The sequence below is a fragment of the Asticcacaulis aquaticus genome, from assembly GCF_028550415.1.
GTDB lineage: Bacteria > Pseudomonadota > Alphaproteobacteria > Caulobacterales > Caulobacteraceae > Asticcacaulis > Asticcacaulis aquaticus.
This window is the reverse complement of record NZ_JAQQKX010000008.1, coordinates 174,918-188,188: the sequence shown is the minus strand read 5'-3', so window position 1 is coordinate 188,188 and position 13,271 is coordinate 174,918. Positions and strand designations below refer to the sequence as shown.

Here is a 13,271-nt window from a genome sequence, read left to right as displayed (position 1 = left end):
GCCGATTAAAGGACTGGAGACGCATCGCCACCCGATACGACAAACTCGCAGCCAATTTTGCTGCCGCCATCGCTATTGCTATCGCAATTACTTGGTGGACTGATTGAGTCTCGAACCTAGAGCGCATTCCGAAAAGTGTGTAACGGTTTTCGGAATCAAATGCGCGACCAAGCAAAAGTCTAAAGGCGGTAGTCCTTCGCCATCTTCCGGTAAATCTCCATCAAGCCATTGGCATCGTAGCGTCCACCCGCCGGACGCCGTTTGCGCGGTTCGCCCGCCGGGGCCGGGGCTGCGCCCGGCGCTTCGGCGCTGTTGACGCCGTCGCGCAGCAGGTCGGGCTTCGGCCCCTCACCCATCGTCACGCCGTCGCGGTCGAACAGCGCCTCCTGATGCCGCGTCGGCTCCCAGATATAGGTGCCCCGTCCCGGACGCCCCGGATTATTGTGGACAAGATCGTTCAGGTAACGCTTGCGGCTCGAATATTCCGAGACGAAGAAGTCGTGCGTCGGATAGGCTTTCACGAACTCAGAAAAGGTCCGCGCCCAGTCGCCCTGCTCGGCCTGCTGGTAACAGGAAAAGCCGACGGAATCGAAGCGCACGCCGCGCGACAACAGGTTGTCGGTCCAGTTTTTGACGATCGGCCAGTGCCGCCCCAGATGGTTATGTACGGCGGTGTTCGCCTTGGGCGCCACCGCGCGCGAGGCGTCGAGCCCCGCACTCAGCAACTGCGCCAGCTTGTCGAAGCCGCCCGCATCAGGGACGTTCATATGGACCGCGTCGGTTTGCGGATTGCCGGTCGGCACGCTCAGCGGCACGCGCCCGTCGGGCCACAGCATGCCAAACGTAATCTCGTTGCCGATCAGGATCAGGTCGGGCAGCGCATCGGCGGCCTTCATGGCTTCGAGCGAGGTCCGCGTATGCAGGCCTACGGCCTTGACCAGATCGGGAAACGCCAGACCGGCCCAGGCTTCGGGCTTCGACTGTTTCTGCGGATCGGCCCAGGTGTCGCTGTAATGGAAGGTGAGCGACAGGTGCATCCCCGCCGCCCGGACGCGTTTCGCCATGCGGATGGTCTGGGTCAGGCCGCACCACGGTTCGCCTGCCGGATAAGGCGGCGCTTTCAGCGCATAACCCTTCTCCGGATTAACGAACAGGCGCAGCTTTATAGCGTTGAATCCATTGGCTTTCAGGATATCGAGGATGTCGCCTTTGACTCCCTTGTCGTAATAGACCGCACCCGCCGCCTCGTCCTGCGGCACCCATGACACGTCGGCCCCGATCAGGAACGGAAACGCGCCGCTGCCTTTGGCGAGGGCCGATCCGGCTAAAGGCAATCCCATCAGGGCCATGTTGAATGTGCGGCGGTTGATCGAGGTCATGGCGTTTCCTGTGCTTGTTTTATATTACATATAGCACATACGAAAACCGGCGCGATTTCCATCGCACCGGTTTCCACCTCACCAAACTTTTTTATGATCCGCGTTTTCGCGGTAACCGGATATTCTTAGTCAAACAGGGCGTCGATATCGTCCTGAGAGTTTGTCTTGTTGAGGTCCTCAGGCGACATATCGAACATCGAGTCGATATCTTCCTGCGAATTGGGGGTGTCGAACAGGGCGTCGATATCGTCCTGCGACTGGGGAGCAGATTGGGCCGCTTCCGGTTCAGGCGTGGGGGCCTTTACGGGTGCCGGCGCCGGTTTAGGCGCTTCGACCTTGGCGACTGGGGCGGGTTCCGGCTTGGGAGCCGGTTTCGGCGCCTGCACCTTGATTTCCGGCGCCGCGGGGGCTTCATCGAACATGGCGTCAATGGCGTCCTGACGCGTTTCCGGACCGCCGATGGCCGGACCGTTGAGCAGCAGATCGCGAGCCCGGATTTCCTTCTCCGTCAGCGGCACTTCCTTGTCCTCGACGCCGAGGGTCGTCGCCAGCTTGCCGACGCGCTCCTCGATCTGCTTGAGGACATTGATCACCTTGGAGACGCGTTGCCCCGTGATGTCCTGGAACGAGCAGGCCTCGAAGATCTGCATCACCTGATCGTCGACCGCGGCCTTATAGGCCTTGGGGTCCGACACATCCATGCCCATGATCGCTTCGGCGGCGTTCATGATGGTGTGGGTGGCGTTTTCCGTGTCGCGGGTGATGGCTTCCAGCTCGGCCCCGGCGGTCGGGATGCGTTCCTGCGACAGGTCCTGAGGACGCAGTTCGCGGATCTCTTCCTTGGCCTTGGCGATATAGCCGGCGATGATCCGGAACTCTTCGGCGCGGCGCTTGTCGAGCTGCTGGAAGAAGTCGCGCATCAGGCTGACGAGGGCCTCGGACTGCTGCATCAGATTGATGAGCTTGGGCTCCATTTCCTTGACCATGGCCGCGTCAGCGGTCTCAAGCTCCGGAAACTCTGATAATTTTGGTGCAACCTGGCCCATGTGGGGGAACCTGCTTATTATTTAAATTCTTAGAATTCGCCGAGAACGGCGGTGATCTTTTGCTTAAGCGTCGCGCCGTTGAACGGCTTGACGATATAGTTGTTCACACCGGCCTTTTTGGCGGCGATCACGTTTTCCGTTTTGGATTCGGCCGTGACCATGATGAAGGGCGTGCGCTTCAGCGAATCGTCCGAGCGGACCTTCAGCAGAAGTTCATAGCCGGTCATCGGCTCCATGTTCCAGTCGGAAATGACCAGACCATAGTTCGTCTTCTTCATCTTTTCGAGCGCTTCGGCACCATCCGAAGCTTCTTCGATGTTTTCAAAACCCAGCTGTTTCAGCAGGTTGGAAATGATCCGCAGCATGGTTTTGTAGTCATCAACCACCAGGATCGTCATGGACATATCGACGGCCATGTGAGTAAGCCCCACCTTTAATTAAACCGGGCCCGCCTTATGCAGGCCCTTCACATCAAGACAGTCACCATCATGACGACAACCCGATAAAATAGGGTTAAAGCGCATATCTAAATTTTCTTATATTTTTCAATAATATAAACCTCGTTAACCACGAAAAATGTCCCATTTGTGAACCTTGATACGAAAAAGAATGTCAGAACGGCACAGATTCGTGACGGGATTCGTATTGGGGAATCGCACATATCGCCCCTTGGCAAAGCATGGCGGGGGGCCTAGATCGATGCTTGAACTGTATTTACGGACGCTTCCATGACCGATTTCCCCACCGTCTATCTCGAAGACCTTACCGTCGGGCAGACCCTTGAGCGCACCTTCATCGCGTCGGACGCTGCGATCCGTGCCTTTGCCGAGGTGTCACAGGACCACAATCCGGTCCATATGGATGAGACCTACGCGGCGGCGACGGCGTTCAAGGGCCGCATCGCCCACGGCGCATTGCTGGGCGCATGGATTTCGGCGACCATCGCCGGCGGGCTGCCCGGAACCGGCACCATCTATGTGTCGCAGGCGCTCAATTTCAAACGCGCGGTCAAGCTGGACGACGAGGTGACGATCATTCTCACCGTGAAAGAGATCGACCTGAAGACTGCCCACGTCACTATCGGTACCACGGCCAAGGTCCGCAACAAGACCTATGCCGACGGCACCGCCGAAGTCATCGCGCCCCGGAAGCCAGTTGATGCTTAAGGCCTTCAGTCTGGCGGTCGATGCCGACGGCAGCCTGCGCACGACGGCGCTCACTGCCGCTGCCGAAGGCCTGCCCCTGCCCGTGCGGACCTCGGCAGCTCTGGGCAGCTTCGACGGCGTCCATCGCGGTCATCAGCGGGTGATCGAAAACGCCATCGCCGCCGCGCGCCGTTTGGGCGAGGCGTCGGCGGTGATCTGCTTCGATCCGCACCCGCAGACCTATTTCCTGAGCCGCAGCGGTGACGCCGTCACGCCGTTCCGCCTGATGTCGCTGGCGCAGCAGTTGCGGGCGTTCGAGGCGCTGGGCGTGGACTATGCGCTGGTCCTGCGCTTCGACGAACACCTGTCGGCCCTAACCGCCGAAGCCTTTACGCGCATCATCCTCAGGGATCACCTGCACCTCAGCCACGTCAGTTGCGGCTTCGATTTCCGCTTCGGCGCCAAAGGCACCGGCACGGCGGAGGCTCTGGCCGGCTTCGGGGCTGAGATGGACTTCACCACCTTCATCACCGCGTGCCAGAGCGACGAGACCGGCCACAAGCTGTCGTCTTCGGCGGTGCGCGATGCGCTGGATAGCGGCAATCCGCAACTGGCCGGGCACGTGCTGGGTCGCGCGCAAGCGTTCGAGGGCGTCGTCACGCGTGGCGACCAGATCGGCCGTCAGATCGGCTTTCCGACGGCCAATATCGAACTGGGCGACTATCTGCGCCCGAAGTACGGGGTCTATGTGACGCGCACGCATCTCGCTGATGGGCGGGTGCTGGGCAGCGTCACCAATTTCGGCAAGCGCCCTACGGTGGGGGGCTTAAGCGAGCGTTTCGAGACCCATATCTTCGGGCTGGATCACGAAATCTACGACCAGACGATCGAGGTCGAACTGCTGCACTATATCCGCCCGGAACAGAAATTCCCGTCGTTCGACGCGTTGAAAGAACAGATCGCTAAAGATGCGGAAACCGCGAAAGCGTATTTCGCCTGACTCATCCCTCTCCCTGAGGGCGAGGGAAAGCGCGCAACGCAGGGTGAGGGGGAAATGGTGGAACCGAGTGCGTAACTAACAGTTCCCCCTCACCCCAGCTCTCTCCCTCGAGGGAGAGGGGGATTTAGTTGAGAGTCCGCGTATCGAAAATCTGAATCTCCGAACCGTAGTCGATATAGACCACGCGCGTTGGATCCCCTGACAGCACCTCGAACACCCGGTTGCCCGCCAGACCGACTCCCAAAGCGCCACACGGCTGGGCCTCGCCCTCGCCGGTTTCGATCGTCTTGTCCCATGCGGTTTTCGCCTCGCCCGTGGGCACCAGTTCGAACAGAGCCCGTTTCGACGCCGGGTCGGTCGGGTCCTTTGCGGGGGTCAGAACGCAACTGGCCGTCGCCGGTCCGGGCGACAGCTTGCGGATTTCCGGCAAGACCGCGTCGATGGAAGCGTCCTTCGCCTTAGGCAAGGTCCGGATCACCGGGCGATAGCCGAAACCGTCCACTGCCGTGCCTTCGACCACACCGAACCCCGGCAGGGTCTCGTCAGCTACCAGATGGGCGTTCGGACAGGCATAGCTCCAAATGGAGAGGGTCGCGCCCCTGACCTCGCCCCATTTGCAATCGGAAAACACCTCTTTCGCGCCCGGCGTCGGCTCGGCCTTCTCGGCCATCTTCGGTGCACACCCCATCAGGGCCAAGGCCCCCAGCAGCAAAATCCGTTTCATGTCCGCCCTCCCCTGTGAGTCCCGACAGTGGCAAATCCCGGCTCTTACGTCAAACGGTCCCGATATTTGGCTAGGCAAGGCAAACCCTGTCTGATAAACGCACAGCCATGATGACGATACGGGTGAAAATGCGAATTTTCAGCCCAGCGTAAGCCGCCCGATCGAGAGGCCTTGCGCTGGGGTTACTGACCGCGTCCCCCTATTTTCCCCCTCAAGAGATTTCAGGCTTCATGTCCGACACGACTGCTTCCACCGCTTCTGGCCGCGATTACCGCGAAACCGTCTTCCTTCCCGAAACCGACTTCCCCATGCGCGCCGGTCTGCCCAAGGCCGAGCCGGTCATGCTGCAAAAATGGGAAGACGGCGCGCTCTACCACAGCGTCCGCAAGGCCCGTCAGGCGAAACACGCGCCTCTGTTCGTGCTGCACGACGGCCCGCCCTATGCCAACGGCAATATCCATATCGGTCACGCGCTGAACAAGATCCTCAAGGACTTCGTGGTGCGCTCGAAGTTCCTGATGGGCTACGACGTCGATTACGTCCCCGGCTGGGACTGCCACGGCCTGCCGATCGAATGGAAGATCGAGGAGCAGTTCCGTCAGAAGGGCCGCAAGAAGGACGAGGTCCCTGCCGCCGAATTCCGTAAGGCCTGCCGCGAATACGCCGCCGAATGGATCGGCGTCCAGCGCGAGGAGTTCAAGCGTCTGGGCGTGCTGGGCGACTGGGCCGAACGCTATGCGACCATGGACTTCACGACCGAGGCCAAGGTGACGCAGGAGTTCCACAAGTTCCTGATGTCGGGGCAGCTCTATCGCGGCTCCAAGCCCGTCATGTGGTCGCCGGTCGAGCGCACGGCCCTGGCCGACGCCGAGGTCGAGTACCATCCGCATGTAAGCCCGACCATTTGGGTGAAGTTCCCGGTCAAGGGCGACACCGCCAAGATCGTCATCTGGACGACGACGCCGTGGACCATCCCGGCCAACCGCGCCGTCAGCTATAACCCCAAGATCGCCTATGGCCGCTACCGCGTCGTGTCGATGCAACCGGACCTCGCCTTCGAGCCGTGGTCGAAGCCGGGCGACGAATTGGTCGTGGCCGACAAACTGGCCGAGGACGTCAGGAAAAATGCCCTTGTTGCCGAATGGGAACGCGTCGGCGATTTCAACTGCGACGGCCTGACTCTGTCCCACCCCCTCGCCGCGTTCGACGACGGCTACGGCTTCGATGTCCCCATGCTGGCCGGTGATCACGTTACCGACGACGCCGGTACGGGCTTTGTCCACACGGCCCCCGGCCACGGCGCGGACGACTATCTGGTGTGGCTGAAGTCGGGCCGTTCGCTCGACTCGATCCCCGACACGGTCGATCCGGACGGTGCCTATTACCCGCACGTGCCGCTGTTCGCCGGCCTCAAAGTCCTTGAAACCGAAGGCAAGAAGGCCGGCAAGTTCGGCCCGGCCAACGGCGCGGTGATGGACAAGCTGATCGAGGCCGGTAACCTTCTGGCGCGCGGTCGCGTCGATCACTCCTACCCGCATTCGTGGCGCTCGAAGGCTCCGGTCATTTTCCGCAACACGCCGCAGTGGTTTATCCGGATGGACGGCGGGCTCAGAGACACCGCCATCGCCGCGATCAACGAAACTGCCTTCTACCCCGCTTCCGGCAAGACCCGCATCGGTAACATGGTCGAGACCCGCCCCGACTGGCTGATCAGCCGTCAGCGCAACTGGGGTACGCCGCTGGCCATGTACGTCGACAAAAAAACCGGCGAGCCGCTGAAAGACGAGGCCGTCAACGACCGCATCATCAAGCTGATCGCCTCGGAAGGCGCCGACGCCTGGTTCACGCGCCCGGACGAAGACTTCCTCGGCAATTCCTACAACCCAGCGGACTTTGAAAAGATCACCGACATCCTCGATGTGTGGTTCGATTCCGGCTCGACCCACGCCTTTACCCTTGAGGGCCGCGAAAACACCCAAAGCCCTGCCGACCTCTATCTCGAAGGCTCCGATCAGCACCGCGGCTGGTTCCAGTCGTCGTTGCTGGAATCGTGCGGTACGCGCGGTCGCGCGCCCTATAAGGCCGTCCTGACCCACGGTTTCGTCCTCGACGAACAGGGCGAGAAGATGTCGAAGTCCAAGGGCAATGTCGTCGCCCCGCAGGACATCGCCAAGGAGTCCGGCGTCGAAATTCTGCGCCTGTGGGTCGCCCTGTCGGACTATTCCGAAGACCTGCGCATCGGCAAGCAGATCATCCAGACCACCGTCGATGCCTATCGCAAGCTGCGTAACTCGATCCGCTATCTGCTCGGCGGGCTGAACGGCTACGACGCGTCCGAAGCCGTCAACTACAAAGACCTGCCGTCGCTGGAACGCTATATCCTGCACCGCGTCCATGCGCTCGACGCACAGGTGCGCGCCGCCTACGACGCCTACGACTTCGCCGCCGTCATCCGTCCGGTCGCCGATTTCGCCTCGCAGACCCTGTCGGCGCTCTATTTCGATATCCGCAAGGACAGCCTCTATTGCGACAAGCCGTCGGATCTCAAGCGCCGCGCCTGCCGGACCGTCATGGATATCCTGTTCGACCGCCTGACCGCGTGGCTGGGGCCGATCATGACCTTCACCATGGAAGAGGCCTGGGCGTCGCGTTACCCTGACGCACCGGAAAACCTCTACCGGACGCTCTCCGCCGTGCCCGCCGAATGGCACAATGCACCCGAGGCCGCACGCTGGGAAAAGATCGAACACGTCCTGACGGTCGTCACCGGTGCACTGGAAGAAAAGCGTCGCGAGAAGGTCATCGGTTCGGCTTTGGAAGCCGCGCCGACCGTGTTCATCGATTCCGACCCGCTGATGGCGGCGTTCGACGGCATCGACGCCGCTGAGGTCTTCCGTACGTCTCAGGCGCTTCTGAGCAATTCGGTCGGGCCGGACGATGCCTTCCGCGTGCCCGAGGTTAAGGACATCTCGGTCGTGGTCCACATCGCCCACGGCCAGAAGTGCCAGCGGTCGTGGCGCATCCTGCCCGAAGTCGGCACGGACCCGCGCTATCCGGACCTCAGCCTTCGCGACGCCGACGCCGTAGCCGAATGGGACGCGACGCATGGATAACCCTCTTTCATACTCCCCCGGCGTGTCGGGGGAGGTGGCAGCGAGCCTTGGCGAAGCTGACGGAGGGGGGCTCGCGCCCGAATTTACGCCCTCGGTTTTTGATGCTCCGCTCCGAGCCCCCACCACCGCATCTAGCGCTTCGCGCGTCGTGCGGTCCCCCTCCCCAGTAAACTGGGGAGGTATGATTGTTGCTCATGCCGGGTAAATCCATGTCTGATTTCCAAACCAAACTCAAAGCCCACTTCGCGCCGCCGCACACGACACCGCTGGGTCGTCGCGTCCTGTGGCTGTCGCTGATCGCGCTGATCCTCGACCAGGCCTCGAAAATCTGGATTTTGTACGGTTTACAACTCCCCAGTCTGCAACAGGTCAAGATTTGGCCGTTCTTTTCGTTCAGCATGGTGTGGAACAACGGCGTCAGCTTCGGATTCCTGTCATCCGACGGGATCGGGCGCTGGCTTCTGGTTCTGTTCTCTCTGGGGGTTGCCGTCTGTCTGCTCGACTGGGTCCGCCGTGCCGAGCGCCGGGTTCTGGCGATCGGTCTGGCTCTGGTCGCCGGTGGCGCGATCGGCAACGCCATCGACCGTATCGCCTATGGTGCCGTGGTCGATTTCCTCGATTTTTCGGGACTGGGCTTCAAGTGGGTGTTCAACGTCGCCGACGCCGCCATCAATGTCGGGGTCGCGCTTTTGTTCATCGACGTCTTCTTCCTCAATAAGGAAGACAGGAAACAGGGTTAAGCCGCCTCTTGGCAGGGGCGACAAAAGCAAGTAACACTCTCGGACCCGTCATTACGGGACACGATAATCGGAGCGAAGAATGAAGTCGGTTTCCTTAATGGTGGGTTTGGTGCTGGTCGCCGGTGTCGGTCTGACGGGCTGCGAATCGACCAAGAGCGCGCTGGGCCTGAACAAGGTCGTGCCCGACGAATTCCGCATCGTCACCAAGGCGCCGCTGGTCGTACCGCCGGATTTCGCCCTGCGTCCGCCCGCCCCCGGTGAGCCGCGCCCGCAGGAACTGATGCCCGATTCCGCCGCGCGCGAGGCCCTTCTGGGTCAGCGTCAGGCCTTCACCCGCTCGGACGGGGAAAAGATTCTCGCCAACAAGGCCGGTGCCGACAAGGCCGATCCGCTGGCGCGCTACGTCGTCGACGATGAGTTCGGCGATCTGGCCTATAAGGACGAAGGCTTCGCCAACAAGGTGCTGTTCTGGAAGAAGGACGACAAGCCGTCGGTGACCCCGAACAGCAATACGGTGCTGGGCAACGAGGCCAACGCCATCGACCCGGATGCCGAAGCTGTCCGCATCAAGGCGCTGATCGGCAACAACCCGGTCACCATCCAGCAGAAGAAGGAAAAGTCCTTCAAGCTGCCGGGGCTGTAAGACCAGACATAATTCTGAAAAGGCCGCCTTCGGGCGGTCTTTTTGTTTTGGCCACGGATAAGGCACGGATGCGGGCTTCGCCCGCGAACACGGATATCCTTTTCGTTCGGCATAGCTTTGCCCCCTGTCTCCGGTCATCCGTGTTCATGATCCGCATAGCGGATCATATCCGTGCCTTATCCGTGGCCAAACCTTCATTACGCCGATGTCATTTGCCTGAGTGCACGGTTTGCGGCACCCTCCCCGCAAATTCAGGGAGACCACCATGAAAACCCTTCGCGCCCTTGGCCTGAGCCTCCTGCTCGCCACGACCGCCCTCGCCGTCACCGCCCACGAGGTCGATCCCAAGATCGCCGAAGCGGCCTTTGCCGCCAGCGACCGCCCGGCCGCGCAGGTCGAACGCGACGCCGTGCGCAAAGCCGAGGTCGCCTTCATTCTGCACCACGTCAAATCCGGCGACCGCGTCCTCGATATGGGTGCCGGTCAGGGATACATGTCATATCTGCTCTCCTCCGCCGTCGGCCCGACCGGCACGGTCTATGTCCAGAACCCGCAAGGCTGGGTCGATTATTACAAGATGGCCGGTGCGCTGGACGAGATGAAGGCCAAACGCCCCAACGTACAGGTGGTCGTAGCGCCCTTCACCGCGATCCCTGCGCCGCTGAAATCCTACGACGTCATCGTGTCGAGCATGATCTATCACGACACCTATAACGAAAAGGGTCAGGACGCCCTGGCCATGAACAAGGCTTTGTTCGGGCAGCTGAAATCCGGCGGGCTTTATATCATCGTCGATCACCATGCCCCTGCCGGCAGCGGCACCACGGCGACCAATACCACGCACCGCATCGACAAAAAGATCGTTATCGACGACCTGAACAAGGCGGGGTTCCTGCTGGTCGATGACGAGGACATCCTGTCGCATCCGGAAGACAAACGCGACCTCAACGTCTTCGATCCCGCCGTGCGCGGCAAGACCGATCGCTTCGTGCTGGTGTTCAAGAAGCCTTAGTCATGGGCTTCTTTTTGTGGGGCTGCATTGCCGCAGACACCGGACTCACCTAAATTAACACCATGTCCGTCATTGCTCGCCTCCCTCAGGATACCGTCAACCGCATCGCCGCCGGTGAAGTGGTCGAGCGTCCGGCTTCAGCGATCAAGGAACTGGTCGAAAACGCCATCGACGCCGGGGCGACTCAGATCGACATCAGCGCCGATATGGGCGGTCTGTCGCGCATCCTGATCGAGGATAACGGGCGCGGCATGGACGCCGACGACCTGCCGCTGAGCGTCGAGCGCCACGCGACCTCCAAGCTCAAGCCGCAGCCCGACGGGACCTGGGATCTGCTGCACATTCAGACTCTGGGCTTTCGCGGCGAAGCCCTGCCCTCGATGGGCTCGGTGGCGCGGCTCGACATCACCTCGCGCACCGCCCAGATGGAGGGCGCGATTGCGATTACGGTCGATGCCGGGGCCGTGTCGTCCCTGCGCCCGGCGGCGTTTTCACGCCCCAACGGTACGCGGGTCGAACTGAAAGACCTGTTCTACGCCACCCCGGCGCGACTGAAGTTCATGAAGTCCGATCGTTCGGAAAACATGGCCATTTCCGAAGAGGTCAAGCGGCAGGCCATGGCCCACGAAGACGTCGGCTTTTCCCTGACGCTCGACGGCAAGCGCTCACTACGACTCTATCCGGAGCCAAAGGGCTTCGAGGGACGGCTGAAACGTCTGGCCGCGCTGTTGGGCGACGATTTCGGCCATAATGCCCTGCTCATCGATCAGCAGCGCGAAGGCGTGCGGCTCACCGGTTATGCCGGTCTGCCGACCTTTTCGCGCGGTAATGCCCAGCATCAGTACCTGTTCGTCAATGGCCGCCCGGTGCGCGACAAACTGCTGACCGGCGCCCTGCGCGGGGCCTATGCCGATTTCCTCGCCCGCGACCGGCACCCGATGGCCGTGCTCTATGTCGAGATCGACCCGCAGGAACTGGACGTCAACGTCCACCCGGCCAAGACCGAGGTCCGCTTTCGCGATCCCAATCTGGTGCGCGGTTTGATCATCGGCGCCTTGAAACACGCCCTGGCCTCCGCCGGTCACCGCGCCGCGACGACCGTTGCCGATCAGGCGCTGAATGCGTTCAATCCGCTGTCGTCCGGTTATCGTGCGCCGGTGCAACCCACCCTGTCGCTGTCGTCGATGCAGCTGAACGGTGGCTATGCCCCCCGCGCCTATACATCCGATCAACCGCACCCGAATTTTCAACCGGTCTATAACCGCGAACCCGATGCCTTCATGCCGTCGGCGCGCGTCGATAGCGGTTCGGGCACCGCGGTATTAGACGACCTCGGCGTGTCTGAACTATCCGCCGCTTTTGCCATACCGCTGCCGCCGGAGTTCGAGGCCTATCCGCTGGGCGCGGCGAGAGCGCAGTTGCACGAGACCTATATTCTGGCCCAGACGACCGACGGTCTCGTCATCGTCGATCAGCATGCCGCCCATGAACGCCTCGTCTATGAACGCATGAAGACCATGATGGCCGAAGGCAATGTCGCACGTCAGACCCTGCTGATCCCGGAAATCGTCGATCTGGAAGCCTCGGATGTCACGCGCCTGATGGGTCGCCGCGAGGAATTGGAAGGCTTCGGGTTGATGATCGAAAGCTTCGGGCCGAACACGATTCTGGTGCGCGAAGTCCCGGCCCTGATCGGCGACGACGATGTGGCGGGTCTGATCAAGGATCTGGCCGACGACATCACCGAGAACGGTCAGGCGCTTGTTCTTAAAGAGAAAATGGCGGAAATATGCGGCAATATGGCCTGCCGCAATTCGGTCCGCGCCGGTCGACGCCTGACGGCCAGTGAGATGAACGCTCTCCTGCGTCAGATGGAGGCAACGCCGCATTCGGGGCAGTGCAATCACGGCCGCCCGACCTATGTCGAGCTTAAGCTCAAGGATATCGAGAAACTGTTCGGGCGACGGTAAAGTTTAGCCACGGATAAGACACGGATCGTCGTCTTCGACGACGGACACGGATTTCATTTTCTTCGTTATAGCCAGTTGGTAGTTCGGATATCCGTGTCGCGCGTAGCGCGATCCGTGCCTTATCCGTGGCTAAAATCCTGCTTGAATCTGCCGACAACAGGGACGGCGCGCACCCCGTGCGCCGCCGCCCCTTGTCCCACTCCCCCGTCGGCCCGGCTGTGCCCGGTTGCTAGATCAGGCACAGAAAACGCACAAAAAAACCCGCGGCAAACGCCACAGGCTCATTAACGTGCAATATTGAGAACGATAATACCGACACCCATCACCAGCGCCCAGGCCTGAACCCCGAGACCGGCCATTAGCAGCACCCGCAGGCCACCACGACGCTTGTTCACCGAAACGGTTTCCGTAGTCATAACATCACCCCAATTATAACCCAAGTCATCCCCTCTTCAGGGGTCTAGGCTCTCATTCAAGAGCCACCGGCGTTATGTTTACG

General features: G+C 61.2%; 12 protein-coding genes and 1 pseudogene. 8 read left to right on the top strand and 5 right to left on the bottom strand.

Translation table 11 applies throughout. The features are described 5' to 3' along the window. A pseudogene (locus tag PQU92_RS11570) lies at positions 1-107 on the top strand (IS5/IS1182 family transposase); the annotation flags it as partial. A gap of 72 nt (positions 108-179) precedes the next feature. Here PQU92_RS11570 and PQU92_RS11565 read toward each other — a convergent pair. The 3 genes from PQU92_RS11565 to PQU92_RS11555 form a co-directional block, all read right to left on the bottom strand. Then, positions 180-1,379: a glycosyl hydrolase 53 family protein gene (locus PQU92_RS11565; protein WP_272748373.1), complete on the bottom strand. Its 1,200-nt coding sequence runs from the start codon at positions 1,377-1,379 to the stop codon at positions 180-182. A gap of 125 nt (positions 1,380-1,504) precedes the next feature. Continuing rightward, positions 1,505-2,425 (bottom strand): protein phosphatase CheZ, encoded by a 921-nt coding sequence (locus PQU92_RS11560; protein ID WP_272748372.1) that lies wholly within the window; start codon positions 2,423-2,425, stop codon positions 1,505-1,507. 29 nt (positions 2,426-2,454) lie between these two features. Further along, positions 2,455-2,841: a response regulator gene (locus PQU92_RS11555; protein ID WP_023463482.1), complete on the bottom strand. Its 387-nt coding sequence runs from the start codon at positions 2,839-2,841 to the stop codon at positions 2,455-2,457. Positions 2,842-3,153: 312 nt separating this feature from the next. On the opposite strand from PQU92_RS11555, the gene PQU92_RS11550 reads away from it, so the two are divergent. Beyond that, positions 3,154-3,591, top strand: coding sequence for a MaoC family dehydratase (locus tag PQU92_RS11550; RefSeq protein WP_272748371.1), 438 nt, complete (start codon positions 3,154-3,156; stop codon positions 3,589-3,591). Then, positions 3,584-4,570: a riboflavin biosynthesis protein RibF gene (gene ribF / locus PQU92_RS11545; RefSeq protein WP_272748370.1), complete on the top strand. Its 987-nt coding sequence runs from the start codon at positions 3,584-3,586 to the stop codon at positions 4,568-4,570. Before PQU92_RS11550 ends, ribF begins: the two co-directional genes overlap by 8 nt. A 124-nt stretch (positions 4,571-4,694) precedes the next feature. On the opposite strand, the gene PQU92_RS11540 is transcribed toward ribF, so the two are convergent. Beyond that, complete coding sequence (locus PQU92_RS11540; protein ID WP_272748369.1) at positions 4,695-5,294, bottom strand: hypothetical protein; 600 nt, start codon at positions 5,292-5,294, stop codon at positions 4,695-4,697. Positions 5,295-5,524: 230 nt separating this feature from the next. On the opposite strand from PQU92_RS11540, the gene ileS reads away from it, so the two are divergent. The 5 genes from ileS (at position 5,525) to mutL (ending at position 12,772) form a co-directional block, all read left to right on the top strand. Further along, a complete protein-coding gene (gene ileS / locus PQU92_RS11535; protein ID WP_272748368.1) occupies positions 5,525-8,407 on the top strand; it encodes an isoleucine--tRNA ligase in 2,883 nt (960 codons plus the stop codon). Between the two features lie 209 nt (positions 8,408-8,616). After that, positions 8,617-9,147 carry a signal peptidase II gene (gene lspA, locus PQU92_RS11530; RefSeq protein ID WP_272748367.1) on the top strand — a complete coding sequence of 177 codons (531 nt, stop codon included), beginning with the start codon at positions 8,617-8,619 and terminating at the stop codon, positions 9,145-9,147. Positions 9,148-9,226: 79 nt separating this feature from the next. Then, positions 9,227-9,790 (top strand): DUF3035 domain-containing protein, encoded by a 564-nt coding sequence (locus PQU92_RS11525; RefSeq protein WP_272748366.1) that lies wholly within the window; start codon positions 9,227-9,229, stop codon positions 9,788-9,790. A 265-nt stretch (positions 9,791-10,055) separates the two neighbouring features. Further along, positions 10,056-10,802 carry a class I SAM-dependent methyltransferase gene (locus PQU92_RS11520; protein WP_272748365.1) on the top strand — a complete coding sequence of 249 codons (747 nt, stop codon included), beginning with the start codon at positions 10,056-10,058 and terminating at the stop codon, positions 10,800-10,802. Positions 10,803-10,864: 62 nt separating this feature from the next. Continuing rightward, positions 10,865-12,772, top strand: a complete 1,908-nt coding sequence (mutL, locus tag PQU92_RS11515) for a DNA mismatch repair endonuclease MutL (protein ID WP_272748364.1) — start codon at positions 10,865-10,867, stop codon at positions 12,770-12,772. A gap of 284 nt (positions 12,773-13,056) precedes the next feature. Here mutL and PQU92_RS11510 read toward each other — a convergent pair whose 3' ends face one another. After that, on the bottom strand, positions 13,057-13,188 hold the full coding sequence (locus PQU92_RS11510; RefSeq protein WP_272748363.1) for a hypothetical protein: 132 nt from the start codon (positions 13,186-13,188) through the stop codon (positions 13,057-13,059). Positions 13,189-13,271 lie beyond the last annotated feature (83 nt).

What these genes read in the sequence shown, in the direction of transcription:
- lspA (WP_272748367.1), top strand. Translation starts at nt 8,617, where the DNA reads ATGTCTGATTTCCAAACCAAACTCAAAGCCCACTTCGCGCCGCCGCAC.
- ribF (WP_272748370.1), top strand. Translation starts at nt 3,584, where the DNA reads ATGCTTAAGGCCTTCAGTCTGGCGGTCGATGCCGACGGCAGCCTGCGC.
- PQU92_RS11525 (WP_272748366.1), top strand. Translation starts at nt 9,227, where the DNA reads ATGAAGTCGGTTTCCTTAATGGTGGGTTTGGTGCTGGTCGCCGGTGTC.
- PQU92_RS11565 (WP_272748373.1), bottom strand. Translation starts at nt 1,379, where the DNA reads ATGACCTCGATCAACCGCCGCACATTCAACATGGCCCTGATGGGATTG.
- PQU92_RS11510 (WP_272748363.1), bottom strand. Translation starts at nt 13,188, where the DNA reads ATGACTACGGAAACCGTTTCGGTGAACAAGCGTCGTGGTGGCCTGCGG.
- PQU92_RS11560 (WP_272748372.1), bottom strand. Translation starts at nt 2,425, where the DNA reads ATGGGCCAGGTTGCACCAAAATTATCAGAGTTTCCGGAGCTTGAGACC.
- PQU92_RS11555 (WP_023463482.1), bottom strand. Translation starts at nt 2,841, where the DNA reads ATGGCCGTCGATATGTCCATGACGATCCTGGTGGTTGATGACTACAAA.
- PQU92_RS11550 (WP_272748371.1), top strand. Translation starts at nt 3,154, where the DNA reads ATGACCGATTTCCCCACCGTCTATCTCGAAGACCTTACCGTCGGGCAG.
- ileS (WP_272748368.1), top strand. Translation starts at nt 5,525, where the DNA reads ATGTCCGACACGACTGCTTCCACCGCTTCTGGCCGCGATTACCGCGAA.
- mutL (WP_272748364.1), top strand. Translation starts at nt 10,865, where the DNA reads ATGTCCGTCATTGCTCGCCTCCCTCAGGATACCGTCAACCGCATCGCC.
- PQU92_RS11540 (WP_272748369.1), bottom strand. Translation starts at nt 5,294, where the DNA reads ATGAAACGGATTTTGCTGCTGGGGGCCTTGGCCCTGATGGGGTGTGCA.
- PQU92_RS11520 (WP_272748365.1), top strand. Translation starts at nt 10,056, where the DNA reads ATGAAAACCCTTCGCGCCCTTGGCCTGAGCCTCCTGCTCGCCACGACC.